This is a genomic window from Pseudomonas paraveronii (assembly GCF_963681955.1).
GTDB classification, from domain to species: domain Bacteria; phylum Pseudomonadota; class Gammaproteobacteria; order Pseudomonadales; family Pseudomonadaceae; genus Aquipseudomonas; species Aquipseudomonas paraveronii.
The window spans coordinates 2,161,546-2,175,462 of sequence record NZ_OY817130.1; the positions used below are offsets into that span (position 1 = coordinate 2,161,546).

Below are 13,917 nucleotides of genomic sequence, written 5' to 3' on the forward strand. Positions count from 1 at the left end.
AATCTCTTACTCACTGGCCGCAATAGGGGGCTGACGCGATGGCAGGCGGGCGTCCAGCGCAAGGTTGAGTTGCAGCACATTGACCCGCGGTTCGCCGAGCAGGCCGAAGGTGCGCGCGCTGGTGTGTTGGTCGACCAGTTGCAGCAGCTCGGCTTCGGGGATTTGCCGCAGGCGCGCCACCCGTGGCAATTGCAGTCGCGCATTGGCCAGCGAGATATGCGGGTCGAGGCCTGAAGCGGAAGCGGTGACCGCGTCCACCGGCACCTGGGCGTCGGCGGCCAGGCCGTTGTCCTGGCGATAGGCCTGGACGCGTGCGGCCACCTGGTCCAGCAGTTTCTGGCTGGTCGGCCCCAGGTTGCTGGCGCCGCTGGAACCGGCGTTGTACGGCTGCGACACGCTTTTGCTTGGGTCTTGCGGGTCGGCGCCGAGGGTCATGCTCGGGCGGCCATGGAAGTACTCCGGCCGGGTGAAGTGCTGGCCGATCAGGGCCGAGCCCATGACCAGGCCGTCGCGTTCAATCAGCGAGCCACGGGCCTGGAACGGGAACACCAGTTGTGCAGTCACGGTGGTGAGCGCCGGGTAGGCGAACCCCGTCAACAGCATGAAAAACACCGCCGAAACCAGCACCGGGCGCAACAGCCCTTTGAATATCGATTGAGTCGTCATCCACGTGTCCTCAGTTGTACGTCTGGCCGGACAGCAACTGCAGTTGCTCCACCAGCGGGCCGAGCGCGAGCGCTGGCAAAAAGGTCAGGCCGCCGACCACCAGCACCACGAACACCACCAGCAGCATGAACAGCGGGGTCGCGGTGGGAATGGTGCCGGCACCGGCAGGTACGGTTTTCTTCATTGCCAGGGAACCGGCCACGGCGAGCATCGGCAGCATGGTGAAGAAGCGCCCGATCAACATCGCCAGGCCGATGGTGGTGTTGAAAAACGGCGTATTCGCGTTCAAGCCGGCGAAGGCCGAGCCGTTGTTGGCGGTACCGGAGGTATAGGCGTAGAGCACCTCGCTGAAACCGTGGGGGCCGAGGTTGTTCAGGCTGGCCATGGTGTCGGGCCACAGGGCGGCGAGGGCGGTGAAACCGAGGATGCTGATGGGGTGCGCGAGCACCGAGAGCATCACCAGTTTCATCTCCCGCGCCTCGATTTTCTTGCCGAGGAACTCGGGGCTGCGGCCGATCATCATGCCCACCAGGAACACCGTCAGCAGGGCGTATTGGATCAGGTTGATAAAGCCCACGCCGTCGCCGCCGAACACGCAGTTGAGCATCATCTGCGCCAGGGGCACGAAACCGCCCATGGGGGTCAACGAGTCGTGCATGGTGTTGACCGAGCCGGTGGTCGCCGCTGTGGTGGTGGCGATGAACAGGCTGCTGTCGGCGATGCCGAAGCGCAGTTCCTTGCCTTCCATGTTGCCGCCGCTTTGTTCCAGCGACAGGCTCTGGTTGGCGCCGGCCTGGGTCAGCAGCGGGTTGCCGTTTTGCTCGGCGCCGTAGACCAGGGTGAGGAAGCCGATGAACATCACCAGGAAGGTGCCGAAAAACACCCAGCCCTGGCGACGTTGCAACAGCATGCTGCCAAAGGTGTAGGTCAACGCCGAAGGGATCAGCAACATGCTGAGGATGTGCAGGGCGTTGGTCAGCGGCGTCGGGTTTTCGAACGGGTGCGCAGCGTTCATGCTGAAGAAGCCGCCGCCGTTGGTGCCGATGTGCTTGATCGATTCAAAGCTGGCCACTGCGCCGACAATCAACTGTTGCTGCGCGCCTTCGAGCGTGGTGACCAGGGCCTGGGAGGCGAAGGTCTGCGGCATGCCCTGCCAGACATACACCAGCGCCATACCCACGCACAGCGGCAGCATCACGCGGTAGAGCGTGCGGGTGAAGTCGACCCAAAAGTTGCCGATATCGCCCGAGCTGGAGCGGCTCAAACCGCGAATGAAGCCGGCCGCGGCGACCACCCCGGAGGTGGCGCCGACGCACATCAGAAAGGTGATGACCGCCATCTGGCTGAAGTTCGACAGGCTGGTCTCGCCCGAGTACGCCTGCCAGTTGGTGTTGGTAATAAAGGAAACGGTGGTGTTGAACGCCAGGTCCGGCGTTTGTGCGGCCAGCCCCAGCGGGTTGATCGGCATCACCGCCTGCAGGCGCAGGACCAAATAACCCAGCAGCATCATCGCCGCGTTCGACAACAACAGCGCCGAACCGTAGCGGGCCCAGCCCATGGTTTCCCGTGGGTCAATGCCCAGCAGGCGATAGGTATAACGTTCCGGCAAGGCATGGTGAGCCCCGGTGAACACCCGGGTCAGCCATTTGCCCATCAGTACCGCGAGTCCCGTCATTACCCCCAGGACCAGCGCAAATTCCAGCAGCGTGCTTAACATGTCGTGGCTCCGTTCAAATCTTGCCCATGGCGACAATGGCCATGGCAGTCGCAACAAAAAACACCAGGGAAAGGCCAATAAACATCAGGTCGTACATGGCGAACTCCCTAGAATTTTTCTGCGCGAATAAGGGCGTAGCCCAAGTAAGCGAACAGCCCCACGGCGCAGAGGCCGCTGGCGATATAAATGAACGTGAGTGTGAGCACGGTGTAACTCCCCTGAATGAATAAGCCGCAATGGCGGACGCGGGGAGGTTAATCGCTGGGGTATCAAGCCCAGGCACTGATTACAGGCGGCGGTATTAAGACGGTATATAGGTGGGTTTATACGGGGCGAACGAAAAAAAGGGATAGCCCGCCGCCCGGGTATCCCTTGAAAAACTGGGGTTCTGCTGATGTTGACGCGCCGCTTATTTGGCTTTCTTTTTCTTCTCGCTGCGGGTAGCGAGGTGTTCGAAGCAAAACGCGGCGGTGCCGAAGAGCGCAATCATTGACAGGACGATCATGCCTAAAGTTGAACTTTCCACGATGACTTCCTACGGGTGTTTGGGGGTAGGAAGTTACGGTAAAGTGTTCGGGCTTAGTGACTCAATAGAGTCGACGTAATCGTTATGGCGAATCGGCAAACTATACGAACTCTTTACGGGGTAGTGGGTAAGTACACAACTTTGCTGCTGTATTGGCTCGGTCCATGTGGGAGCAGGCTTGCCTGCGATGGCAGTGTGTCAGCCAGCCTATTTGCAACTGACCCACCGCCATCGCAGGCAAGCCAGCTCCCACATTTGGATCGAGGGACATCAGCTAGATGTCCATCAATCTTCAGGCCGCCGCGGGAGCAAGCCCCCTCGCCACAGGTCCTGTGGAGGCCTGGGCGCTGATGACCGCCGGCCTTACAAATTTCGGCTGTGCCGGTAATCGCTGACTGCCTCATACACCGCTTTACGCAACCGGTTGATCCCGCCGATGGGACGGTGCGCTTCCAGCCCGAACCACGGGTTGAAGGACTGGTTGTCGCATGCCAGGTTCAACGCCGGCGTATCGAAATCCTGAGCGGGAATCGTCACCTTGGCCACAGTTTCATAGGGCGCATCGCTTTCTTTCCATTCGATGCTGGTGTCTTCGATCGGCATGAACTTCTGCGGGTTCTGTCGCTGGATCTGCAGCACGAAACACGCTGGCACGCGGTCGGTGGACAGTTGCTGGTTCAGGGCGCTGCGCAGGAAGTTCGGCAGGTCCTGGTTCTGTTTGGGCGGCACATAGTCCGGGCAGCTTTGCGGGTCGGGTGCGACGCGGAACTTGGCGTTGGCCGCGCCGAACTTGTAGGGCGAGACGGAAAAGTATGTGGTCTGGGTCGGGCTGGCCGGTGCGGGGGCCAGGGTCGCCAGGGCGATGAACAGGTGGCGCACCTGCCAACTGCGGGGGTCGAGCTTGGGGAAAAACGCCAGGACTTTCTTGCCGTCCGCCTGGGCGCCGATGTTCTGCGCGTACTCGGCCACGTCGCTGACAAAGAAGTTCGGGTGGCTGAACATCACAAAGTCCTGCTCGGCCCGCGCTTGCTGGTCGGCGAGCAACTGTGTGCCCGGCACGTCGAGCAGCTTGATGGCCATGCCGCGCGCATCGCGGATGCTGTCGAATTGCGGGTAGGCGTTGCCGTTGGACAGCCGCATCATCGCGTGCCAGGTCTTGCCCGGTTCGGCGAATACGCCTTGGCGCAACGCCGGGTCGAGGTCGGCCAGCACACTGACTTCGGCCTTCACGCAACCGTGGGCCTTGGCATGGGCATCGCGTAGGTAACGTGTGCCTTCGCGGTGTTGGTCAACGATACGCACTGCCGTCTGGATAATGCCTTGGGTCATTGCGGCTTCACCGGACGGAATCTGCTCGTCCGGCGACACCGGGCCGCTGTGCTGCCAGGCGTACCAAGCAGTGGCCGCCAGCCAGCCGAGCAGGCCAAGGGCCGCCAGCCATAACAGGGTTTTGCCGAGCACGGCGCCGAGGCGCAGCCACAGGCGAGCAAGCATGGACGGTTGCGGGTTATGCGAGTGGATAATCATGGCAGTTGTTGCTCCAGCGGGCCGCCGAGGACTTTGAGGTATTCCAGCAGTGCCCAGCGTTCCTGCGGCAACAAGCCGCGGCCGATGACGCCGTTGCCACGTTGGCCAGCGCGGAATTCATGGCCGCTGTTGTGGTTGCCGGTGATGCGCGTATCGAACAGGAAGGCATTGTTGAACGCACCGGTCTCAAAGCCCAGGTGGCGCGGGTCGTAGTTGAAGGTGCCTTTATAGAAGGTGGTGTTGCGCTCGTCCTGGGGCGAGAGCAACTGGTAAATCGTCGGTACCGAGCCGTTGTGCAAAAACGGCGGGGTGGCCCACACGCCGGCCAGCGGCCGCGCTTTGTAGGCGCGCAACTCGCGCACGCCGATGGGCAGGCCGTAACCGTCCAGGCGCGGGCGCTCGGCCGGGGTGACGCCGGCGGCGCGGTAGGCGTGGTCCTCAACGAACGCGGTGACGTAGGCCAGCCCCTTGGCCACGGAGATTTTTTTCAGGTCCAGCGGTTCGGTGGGCGTGGGGTGCAACTCGACGTTCAACTGGGCCAATTCTGCCGGGTCCCACTTCAAGGCGCTGAGGTCATAGCGCTGGTCGGCGATATTGCTGGCGGTGCTGGGGTCGGTGCCGATGTAGTCCACCGGGAGCATTTTCAGTTGCTGCACCGGGCGGCCATTTTGCTGGGTGACGGCCGGCACATGGCAGCCGGCGCAGTTTTCGGCGAACAGCGTGCGGCCCTGGGCGGCGAGGGGCTTGTCGATGGCACCGAACAGGTCTTCCGGCCAGGTCGGCGGCTTGAGACGCTGCAGGGTTTCTTCGATCAGGTTCAGGTCGCGCACCCGCACGCTCGACGGGTAGCGTGCGTCGCCCTGAAGCGGTTGGCCGGCGCTGTCGAAGAAGCCCAGGGTCGCCCCCACGCCGAGGGCTTCGCCGATATTGCGGGCCATCGGTTGTTGCGCCGAACCGTTCCATTGCACCCAGTCGAACGTCCAGATATCCCACAGCTGCGGGTAGTCCACGGGCGCGTTGGCAACGCGGTAATTGTCCGGCGAGATCGCGTCGCCGAAGCTGGCGTTGGCGATGCGGCCGAAGGCATCGGTGCGCCCCGGGCCTTCCTCGGTGGGGTAGAGGCCACGGTGGGTATCGTTCCAGGCGACTTTGATGAACTGGTTCAGCGACTGTTTGAAGTCTTGGCGCAGCAGGTCTTCATTGTGGTCATCGTAATCGTGGCCGAGCACCTGGCGGGCGAAGCGTTCGAATTTCCACGGGTTGTAATACGTCGCGGCGAGGCTGGCCACCAGGGCCTGGCCGAAACTGCCGCCGCGCAAGGTCGGCACGCTGGAGGGCAGCACGTGCTGGGCCGAACCGCCGTCGATGCGCAGGGCCTGGCCGTTGAAATGCAGTTCGCCGGTGTGGCAGGCGGCGCAGGTGATGTCCAGGTATTCGGTGTTGCTGCCGGCGTTCTTGTGCCGGGCGAAGCCGACCGGCAGGTTGCCGGGGTTTTGTGGGCTGGGCACTTGCCTGGGGTCGACCAGGAAACCGAAGCGTGCCAGGTACTCCGGCGTGGCGAAGCGCTGTTCGGAAAACGGCAGTTCCAGGGCGGTGAACCAGTCGTAATGCAGGCCTTTTACCTGGGTGCCCTGGGGCGTGAAGTAGTAGGTCTGGCGGTCGGCGGCACTCCATTGATCCTGGTAATGCACCTGTTCCACGGGGACGTAGTCCGGCAGCCTGGGGTTGGCGGTGTAATAGAGCACCACTGCCAGGATCAGGCCCAGCAGGGCGAGGATCAGCAGTGAAACACGGGAAAAAATGCGCAAGATAACTATCCTTGTCGAGTGATTGCGTTGTTATGCCACTACGCCACAGGTGCGGCAAGTGGCCATGATCTTGGTGGCTGGCGGTCCCGCGATCCGTCGCGGGCGTCCATCATGAATGAAAATGCTTTTAAACACGTGAACTTATCAGAAGTTTCCTGCTCAGATGCCGGTAGCCATTGGTCGTGGCCGCCTGATAAGCTCGCGACTTTATTCGATTGCCCTTTTGGCGCATGAACAAGGAAATAGCATGAAACAGCATCGGTTGGCGGCGGCGGTGGCCCTGGTTAGCCTGGTACTTGCGGGTTGTGATTCGCAGACCAGCGTAGAGCTGAAAACCCCGGCGCAGAAAGCTTCCTACGGTATCGGCCTGAACATGGGCAAAAGCCTTGCCCAAGAAGGCATGGACGATCTGGACTCCAAAGCGGTAGCCCAGGGCATTGAAGATGCCGTCGGTAAGAAAGAGCAGAAGCTGAAAGACGACGAACTGGTTGAAGCGTTTGCCGCACTGCAGAAGCGTGCTGAAGAACGCATGACCAAAATGAGCGAAGAGTCGGCAGCCGCCGGCAAGAAATTCCTCGAAGACAACGCCAAGAAAGACGGCGTAGTCACCACGGCTTCCGGCCTGCAGTACAAGATCACCAAGAAAGCCGACGGCGCCCAGCCTAAGCCGACCGACGTGGTCACTGTGCACTACACCGGCAAGCTCACCAACGGCACTACCTTTGACAGCTCCGTGGATCGCGGCAGCCCGATTGACCTGCCGGTCAGCGGCGTGATTCCGGGTTGGGTCGAAGGCCTGCAACTGATGCACGTCGGCGAAAAGGTCGAGTTGTACATCCCATCCGACCTGGCCTACGGTGCCCAGAGCCCGAGCCCGGCGATCCCGGCCAACTCCGTGCTGGTATTCGACCTGGAACTGCTGGCCATCAAGGACCCAGCCAAGGCTGAAGCCCCTGACGCACCAGCCGCCAAGAAGTAATCGGCGCCTGAACACCCAACGCCCCGTCTCGACGGGGCGTTGTTGTTTGTGCAGGGTGCTTTCACACTCAGCCTGTGCAAATCCAAACGAACAACCGTCACTTGCAACAGTCTGATAAAAGACTCGAGTGCGGGTAGCCGGACGCAAGCGCCAAGTCAATGAATTCTTGGGTTTTTTTGATGTGCGCAAAAAACGCCCGATCTGACTAAGAGCCTTGTAAACCGTGGCTTTCAGCCATGAAAATGGGCTCTGTTCACAAGGTTATCCACAATTTGTGTGGATAACCTTCTCTGACCCATGGAACTGGAGTGCCGAATGAAACCACCCTTCAATTTCGCCCGTTTCCTGCCCATGGCCGCGCGCCTGCTGGGGCGTGGGCGCTTGCCGACGTTGTTGTTCGCCGTGGCGGCCAAGGGCGCAAGCCAGGGCAACCGCCTCGGTAAGCTCAAGGATGACCTCAAGTTGCTCCAGGCCCTATGCCTGGCCTACTGGCGGGGCGAGTACCGGGCGATCAGCCCGAAGGCGCTGGTGTCGGTCGTGGCAGGACTGATGTATTTCCTCAGCCCGATCGACGCGATACCGGACTTTATCCCCATGTTCGGCATGCTCGACGACATCGCAGTGCTGGCCTGGGTCATGAAGAGCCTGAGCGCCGAACTGAGCGCCTTTCGCGCCTGGCGTGAGGCGCAGCGTCCGGAAAAGCTCGCCGTGGTTGAGCGCCTGCCGGCGACGCCCGCGCTGCTGGCCCAGGAAAACCCGCAAAAAGCCCCATGACACGGATATCCCCCTGCGACCTTTGTGGCTGTTAGGATTACACTCCTAAGAAAGTGCTTACTTAGTAAGTGTTGTTATCCTACGGGGCTGTCATGGATATTCAGATAATTTCACGGAATGGCGAGCCCGAGTATGCGGTGTTGCCATGGGATCAGTACCAGGCGCTGCTAAAAGCCGCCGGTCAGCAGCAACCTGCGCCAACACCTTCTTCTACTGCCCAAGTCGCGCCTCCTCAGGACCTGCACCCGCTTGCAGACCTGCGCGGCTTGCGCGAAGCCAAGGGGCTGGCCATCGAAACCCTGGCCCGCACCGTGGGGATCAGCCCCTCGTACCTCGGATTGATCGAAAGTGGTGAACGCCAGCCGGATGCCGCGATCCGCCGCAGCCTGGCCTGGGAATTGGGCGTGGCAGGTTGGAGGGATGAATCTTGAGCCTACGTATCAGCCGTCAACACTGGGATGGGTTACTCAACGAACTGGACCAGGCGCGCCGCCAGCGCCACTTGCTGACCTACCGCGCGCTGCTGGAGCGCCTGCAATTTCCCACGCCGGCGATGCAGACACTCACCGCGGCCCTGGAGCACCTGGCGGCGCTGGACGCCAAAGCCGAGCAGCCATTGCGCAGTTCCCTGGTGATCAGCCAAGGCGCCAGCCGCCTGCCGCGTACCGGTTTCTTTGAATGCGTGGAGCGCCTGGGACGCTTTTGCGGGCCTTCCGATGGCGTGGCCGCTGCGTCCTGGCACGCTTCGGAAGTGGTGCGCGTGTTCGAGTACGAGTACCCGGAATCTGCCGAGGCTTAAATCGGCAGGGGCAGCATGTCCAGGCTGTCGATCACATGGATGCTGTAACCGGGCACATCCTTGGCATGATGCTTGGCCTGGGATGCCAGCTCCGCCAATTGGCTGGCATCGAGTTGTCCACAGGCCTGTGGATACAAATGCACCACGCCGATGGACAGCGACAGCAGTGCGTATTCCTGGCGCACACCCTGGCGGTTCGAGGCCACAAAACAGCCGGCGTCCAGGTGTTCTGCGCGATAAAAGCGCCGGCATTGGGTGTGGAAATCATCCAGCAGTTGATTGAGCCGTTTGCGCCAATCCTGCGGCCCGAGCACCAGCAAAAAATCATCGCCGCCGATATGCCCGACAAAGTCGCGGCTGGGGTCGACCCGGTCGTTCAGGCATTGCGCCAGGCACAGCAACACTTCGTCGCCACGCCCGTAGCCATAGATGTCATTGAACGGCTTGAAACTGTCGATATCCACGTAGCAAATCACCGACTCGCGTTGTTGTTGCAACAGCCGCGTCAGGCATTGCTGGATCGGCACGTTGCCGGGTAGCAGGGTCAGCGGGTTGGCGTAGCGGGCCTGCTGGATTTTCAGCTCGGTGATCAGTTTGAGCACATCGATCACCCGGCCCAGGCCGAGGTAGTCGCCGTTCAGCGTGATGATGAAGTCTTCCTCGATGCGTTGCCGGGCGCGGCTGGTCAGCAGCCGGCTGACCTGTTGCAGGGACTGGCTCAACTCCACCGCGAGAAAATCATCGCTCATCAAGCGGCTGATCGGCTTGCGCGCAAACAGGTCGGTGGCGAACGGCTTGAGCAGGGCGTCGGACAACGAGTGGCGATGCACAATCCCGACCGGCCGGCCGCATCCATCCAGCACTGCCAGGGAGTTGAGGTTGGCCTGGCGGCGGAAGGACTCCAGCACCAGGGCGGTGGCGGTGTCCTGATCCACTGCCGGCTGCTTGTTGAGCAGGGCGCTGAGGTCACTGCCCTCTTCGCTGAGGGCAATGTTGGCGTTGTCGGGTTTGGGTAGCATCAGGCGCGCTTCCTGCGGCGGGTGTTCTTGGGGACGACAGAGCAAGTAACCCTGGACCAGATCGACGCCCATCTCGGTCAACACCGCCAACTCTTCCGGTAGCTCGATGCCTTCGGCAATCACCTGGGCGCGCGACGCCCGGGCGATCTGCAGGATGGAGCCGACAAATTCGCGCTTGAGCGCGTCCTGGTGGATGCCGTCGATAAAATGCCGATCGATCTTCACGTAGTCCGGACGCAGTTCCGACCACAAGCGCAGGCTGGAATACCCCGCGCCCAAGTCGTCGAGCGCGATGGCGAAACCCATGTCGCGGTAGTGATGCAGGGCGGTTTGCAGCAGGTCGAAATCGTCGGTGGGCGTCTGCTCGGTGAGTTCGATCACCACCTGGCTGGGTGGGATGCCGAAGTCCCGCAACAGTTGCAGGGTGCGGCCGGGTTGGTGCGCGGTTTCCATCAGGGATTCCGGCGAGATGTTGAGAAACAGCTTGCCCGGCAACTTCTGCGCGCTGAACCGCCGACACGCGCTTTCGCGACAGGCTATTTCCAGTTCGCTGAGGCGCCCGGCATGCCTGGCCACGGCAAACAGGGCGACGGGGGAGTGCAACGGGCTGTTGGACGGGCCACGGCTCAGGGCCTCGTAGCCGAGGATGCGCCGTTCGGACAGGCAGATGATCGGTTGGAACAGGCTGTGCAAACTGCCTTGAGCCAGGATAGAGCCCAATGCATTCAGCTGTTCGGTCATGGTCATGGCGATCTCGATCTCGATCGAAAAAAAAGGACCGCAGGCGGTGAGCCAGCGGTCCTATATTTCACGACAGAATGATGTCTATATGATGACACTCCGCAGAGCGATCACATTAAATCGCCATCATCTACTGCTTGGCCACCTGTTTGGTCACTTTCAGGTAGTCCAGCAGAATCCGGCCTGTCTCGGCCAGGTAGGCGTCGTCTTCCGGCTTGGTTTTGTCCGCCTCGGTCGGCAGCGCGTCTTCATCTTCTTTCTTCAGTTCCTTGAGTGGGTCTTCGCCCTTGGCCTTGCGGCGGACGTTCTCCAGCACCAGTTGCTGATTCTCGATGTCGGTGTGCTGCTTGCGGCGATCGATTTCGTTGAGGCTGACGGTTTTTTCTTCCATCAACTTCTTCGCCAGGGCCAGCTTGTCGCGGATAAACACGAACTCGGCATCCTTGGCGGAGCGGGTGTCGTGGTCAGCTTTCAACTGCGCCAGGAACGGTTTGAACGGGTCCGACGCCGGCTTGATCGCAGGACGGATGGTGTCCCACGGCATGGCTTCGGGCAGGGCGCTCTCGCCGATTTCCTTGGTGTCGATGATCGACGGGAAGTCGATGTCCGGCAGTACGCCCTGATGCTGGGTGCTCTGCCCGGAAACCCGGTAGAACTTGGCCAGGGTCAGCTTCAGCTCGCCATGGTTCAGCGGCTGGATGGTCTGCACGGTGCCTTTGCCGAAGGTCTGGCCGCCGATGATCAAGGCGCGGTGATAGTCCTGCATGGCACCGGCGAAAATCTCCGAAGCCGAGGCCGACAAGCGGTTGACCAGCAATGCCATCGGGCCTTTGTAGAAGGCACCCGGGTTCTCGTCTTCGAGCACGTCGACGCGGCCGTCAGCGTTGCGTACCAACACGGTCGGACCCTTGTCGATAAACAGACTGGTCAGCTCGGTGGCTTCCTGCAGGGAGCCGCCGCCGTTGTTGCGCAGGTCGATGACCACGCCGTCGACTTTTTCTTTCTGCAGCTCGGTCAGGATTTTCTTAACGTCGCGCGTGGTGCTCTTGTAGTCCGGATCGCCGGCACGGAAGGCCTTGAAGTCCAGGTAGAAGGCCGGGATTTCAATCACGCCCAACTTGTAGTCCTTGCCATCCTGCTTGAGGCTGAGGACTTTCTTCTGCACGGCCTGGTCTTCGAGCTTCACCGCTTCACGGGTGATGGACACGATTTTGCTGGTCTGGTCGTTCGGTGCATTGGTGTGCGGAATCACTTCCAGGCGCACCACGCTGCCTTTCGGCCCACGGATCAGCTTGACCACTTCGTCCAGGCGCCAGCCGACCACATCGACCATCTCTTTGTCGGCCTGGGCCACGCCGATGATCTTGTCGGCAGGTGCAACCTGCTTGGTCTTGTCCGCCGGACCTGCCGGAACCAGACGCACGATCTTCACTTGGTCATTGTCGCTTTGCAGGACGGCACCGATGCCTTCCAGCGACAGACTCATATTGATATCGAAATTTTCCGCGTTATCCGGCGACAGATAATTGGTGTGCGGATCGTAGGACATCGCGAAGGTGTTGATGTAGGCCTGGAAGATATCTTCGGCACGGGTCTGGTCCAGACGTGCCAACTGATTCTTGTAGCGCTTGGTCAACAGCTCTTGAATGGCCTTCGGCTCTTTGCCGGCGATCTTCAGGCGCAGCACTTCGTCCTTGACGCGTTTGCGCCACAGGTCATCCAGGGCGGCGGTGCTGGTCAGCCAAGGGGCGTCCTTGCGATCCACCAGAAGGCTTTCCTTCTCGGCGAAGTCGAGCTTGTCGACGCCTTTGTTCAGCTCACCCAGGGCGAAGTCCAGACGCGCTTTGACACGGTCCAGGTAGCGCTTGTAGATGGTGAAGCCGGGCTGCAGGTCGCCGCTTTTGAGGAAGTCGTCGAACTGGGTCTTCCACTTGTTGAACTCAGCGATATCGCTGGCCAGGAAGTAGCTGCGCGACGGGTCCAGCAGCTTGAGGTAGCTGTCATAGATGATCACCGAGCGAGCGTCGTCCAGCGGCGGCTTGCTGTAGTGATGGCGCTTGAGCAACTCGACGACGTTAAGGCTCGCAATCACCTCGTCGCGATCAGGCTGAAGGTTGTCCCAGCTGTTGGCTGCGAACGTATTGGTCGACATCGACGACAGGCCGAGACCAATGAAAAGAGCTAGGGCGGTGCTTGGGAACAAATGCTTCATGCTGATTCGACGCGGGGGCAATTGATAACGCATATTAGGCCGTCTTTGAAGTCGCCGGTTCCATATGGGCCGGTCGCATAATGCAAAAAGCCCGGCGATACAGCTACGGGCTCAGTCCAGACTCACTATGGAGGCACTGTGAAAGCATTGCAAGGCGTTGAAGGTCATGTGGAGTGGTTGGAAGAGCCAAGTCCTACATGCGATGTAGGTCAGGTTCGCATTCGGGTGGCGGCTGCGGGACTCAATCGCGCCGATTTATTGCAGCGAGCGGGGCTTTATCCGCCACCGCCGGGCGTCAGCACGGTGTTGGGCCTGGAGTGTTCCGGGGTGATCAGCGAGGTCGGCGCGGGCTCGTCCTGGCAGGTCGGCGACCGCGTCTGTGCGCTGCTGGCCGGGGGCGGCATGGCCGAGGAAGTGGTGGTGGACGCCCGCCATGTGCTGCCGGTGCCGGAAGGCCTGTCGTTGACCGAAGCGGCGGCCTTGCCCGAGGTATATAGCACCGCATGGTTGAATCTGTTCCAACTGGCGGGCCTCAGGCCCGGTGAAAAGGTGTTGCTGCATGCCGGCGCCAGTGGCGTGGGCTCGGCGGCGATCCAGCTGTGCAAGGCGTTTGGCAGCCCGTGCTGGGTCAGTGTCGGCTCGGCGGATCGGCTGGCCTACTGCGAAGCGCTCGGCGCCCAGGGCGGTGTGGTGCGCACGGACGGTATTGAAGGGCTGCGGGATTTCGGGCCGTTCGATGTCATCCTCGACCCGGTCGGCGCCAGCTACGCGGCGCTGGACCTCAAGCTGCTGGCCCTGGACGGTCGTTGGGTGTTGATCGGCCTGATGGGCGGGCGCGAGGCGCAGTTGGACCTGGCGCAGGTGCTGGGCAAGCGAGTGCAACTGCTGGGCTCGACCCTGCGCAGCCGCGACGATCAGTTCAAGGCCGACCTGTTCAGTGATCTAAGCCAGCATGTCTGGCCGTTGTTTGCCGAAGGCCGCTTGAGCCCGCAACTGGCCAAGACCTTCCCGATCAAGGATGCCGAGGCGGCGTTTGCCGAGCTTGCGACCAACCAGATTTCCGGGAAATTGGTGTTGGTGATCGACGACAGCCTGATCTGACCTCGAATTGGAATGGGGTCCATGTGGGAGGGGGCAAGCCCCCTCCCA

At 61.3% G+C, this 13,917-nt stretch carries 12 protein-coding genes; 5 read left to right on the forward strand and 7 right to left on the reverse strand.

The window, feature by feature from the left end; genetic code table 11:
* Positions 1–6 precede the first annotated feature (6 nt).
* From kdpC to U5A08_RS09965, 5 genes are all read right to left on the reverse strand, one after another.
* Complete coding sequence (kdpC, locus tag U5A08_RS09945) at positions 7–666, reverse strand: K(+)-transporting ATPase subunit C (RefSeq protein ID WP_247405546.1); 660 nt, start codon at positions 664–666, stop codon at positions 7–9.
* A gap of 10 nt (positions 667–676) precedes the next feature.
* Positions 677–2,383: a potassium-transporting ATPase subunit KdpA gene (gene kdpA, locus U5A08_RS09950; protein ID WP_321851375.1), complete on the reverse strand. Its 1,707-nt coding sequence runs from the start codon at positions 2,381–2,383 to the stop codon at positions 677–679.
* Between the two features lie 107 nt (positions 2,384–2,490).
* Positions 2,491–2,589: a K(+)-transporting ATPase subunit F gene (gene kdpF, locus U5A08_RS09955; RefSeq protein WP_074851717.1), complete on the reverse strand. Its 99-nt coding sequence runs from the start codon at positions 2,587–2,589 to the stop codon at positions 2,491–2,493.
* A gap of 683 nt (positions 2,590–3,272) precedes the next feature.
* Positions 3,273–4,403, reverse strand: a complete 1,131-nt coding sequence (locus U5A08_RS09960) for a catalase family protein (RefSeq protein WP_373423732.1) — start codon at positions 4,401–4,403, stop codon at positions 3,273–3,275.
* A gap of 29 nt (positions 4,404–4,432) precedes the next feature.
* Complete coding sequence (locus U5A08_RS09965) at positions 4,433–6,244, reverse strand: di-heme-cytochrome C peroxidase (RefSeq protein ID WP_253394543.1); 1,812 nt, start codon at positions 6,242–6,244, stop codon at positions 4,433–4,435.
* 247 nt (positions 6,245–6,491) lie between these two features.
* On the opposite strand from U5A08_RS09965, the gene bamJ reads away from it, so the two are divergent.
* The 4 genes from bamJ to U5A08_RS09985 all read left to right on the forward strand — a co-directional run bounded on the left by bamJ (position 6,492) and on the right by U5A08_RS09985 (position 8,796).
* Entirely contained in the window at positions 6,492–7,223 is a 732-nt protein-coding gene (gene bamJ, locus U5A08_RS09970; RefSeq protein WP_247404708.1) for a BamJ family beta-barrel-assembly machinery protein, read from the forward strand.
* Positions 7,224–7,538: 315 nt separating this feature from the next.
* Positions 7,539–7,997, forward strand: a complete 459-nt coding sequence (locus tag U5A08_RS09975) for a YkvA family protein (protein WP_253394545.1) — start codon at positions 7,539–7,541, stop codon at positions 7,995–7,997.
* A gap of 92 nt (positions 7,998–8,089) precedes the next feature.
* The gene (locus tag U5A08_RS09980) at positions 8,090–8,428 is read left to right on the forward strand and encodes a helix-turn-helix domain-containing protein (protein WP_253394546.1); all 339 of its coding nucleotides are present in this window, start codon (positions 8,090–8,092) and stop codon (positions 8,426–8,428) included.
* On the forward strand, positions 8,425–8,796 hold the full coding sequence (locus U5A08_RS09985) for a hypothetical protein (protein ID WP_247404699.1): 372 nt from the start codon (positions 8,425–8,427) through the stop codon (positions 8,794–8,796). Before U5A08_RS09980 ends, U5A08_RS09985 begins: the two co-directional genes overlap by 4 nt.
* On the opposite strand, the gene U5A08_RS09990 is transcribed toward U5A08_RS09985, so the two are convergent.
* Both U5A08_RS09990 and U5A08_RS09995 read right to left on the reverse strand, forming a co-directional pair.
* Positions 8,793–10,562: a bifunctional diguanylate cyclase/phosphodiesterase gene (locus U5A08_RS09990; RefSeq protein ID WP_321851376.1), complete on the reverse strand. Its 1,770-nt coding sequence runs from the start codon at positions 10,560–10,562 to the stop codon at positions 8,793–8,795. The genes U5A08_RS09985 and U5A08_RS09990 overlap by 4 nt on opposite strands.
* 124 nt (positions 10,563–10,686) lie before the next feature.
* Entirely contained in the window at positions 10,687–12,768 is a 2,082-nt protein-coding gene (locus U5A08_RS09995) for a carboxy terminal-processing peptidase (RefSeq protein ID WP_321851377.1), read from the reverse strand.
* A 138-nt stretch (positions 12,769–12,906) separates the two neighbouring features.
* On the opposite strand from U5A08_RS09995, the gene U5A08_RS10000 reads away from it, so the two are divergent.
* Positions 12,907–13,869 carry a zinc-binding dehydrogenase gene (locus U5A08_RS10000; protein WP_253394550.1) on the forward strand — a complete coding sequence of 321 codons (963 nt, stop codon included), beginning with the start codon at positions 12,907–12,909 and terminating at the stop codon, positions 13,867–13,869.
* Positions 13,870–13,917 lie beyond the last annotated feature (48 nt).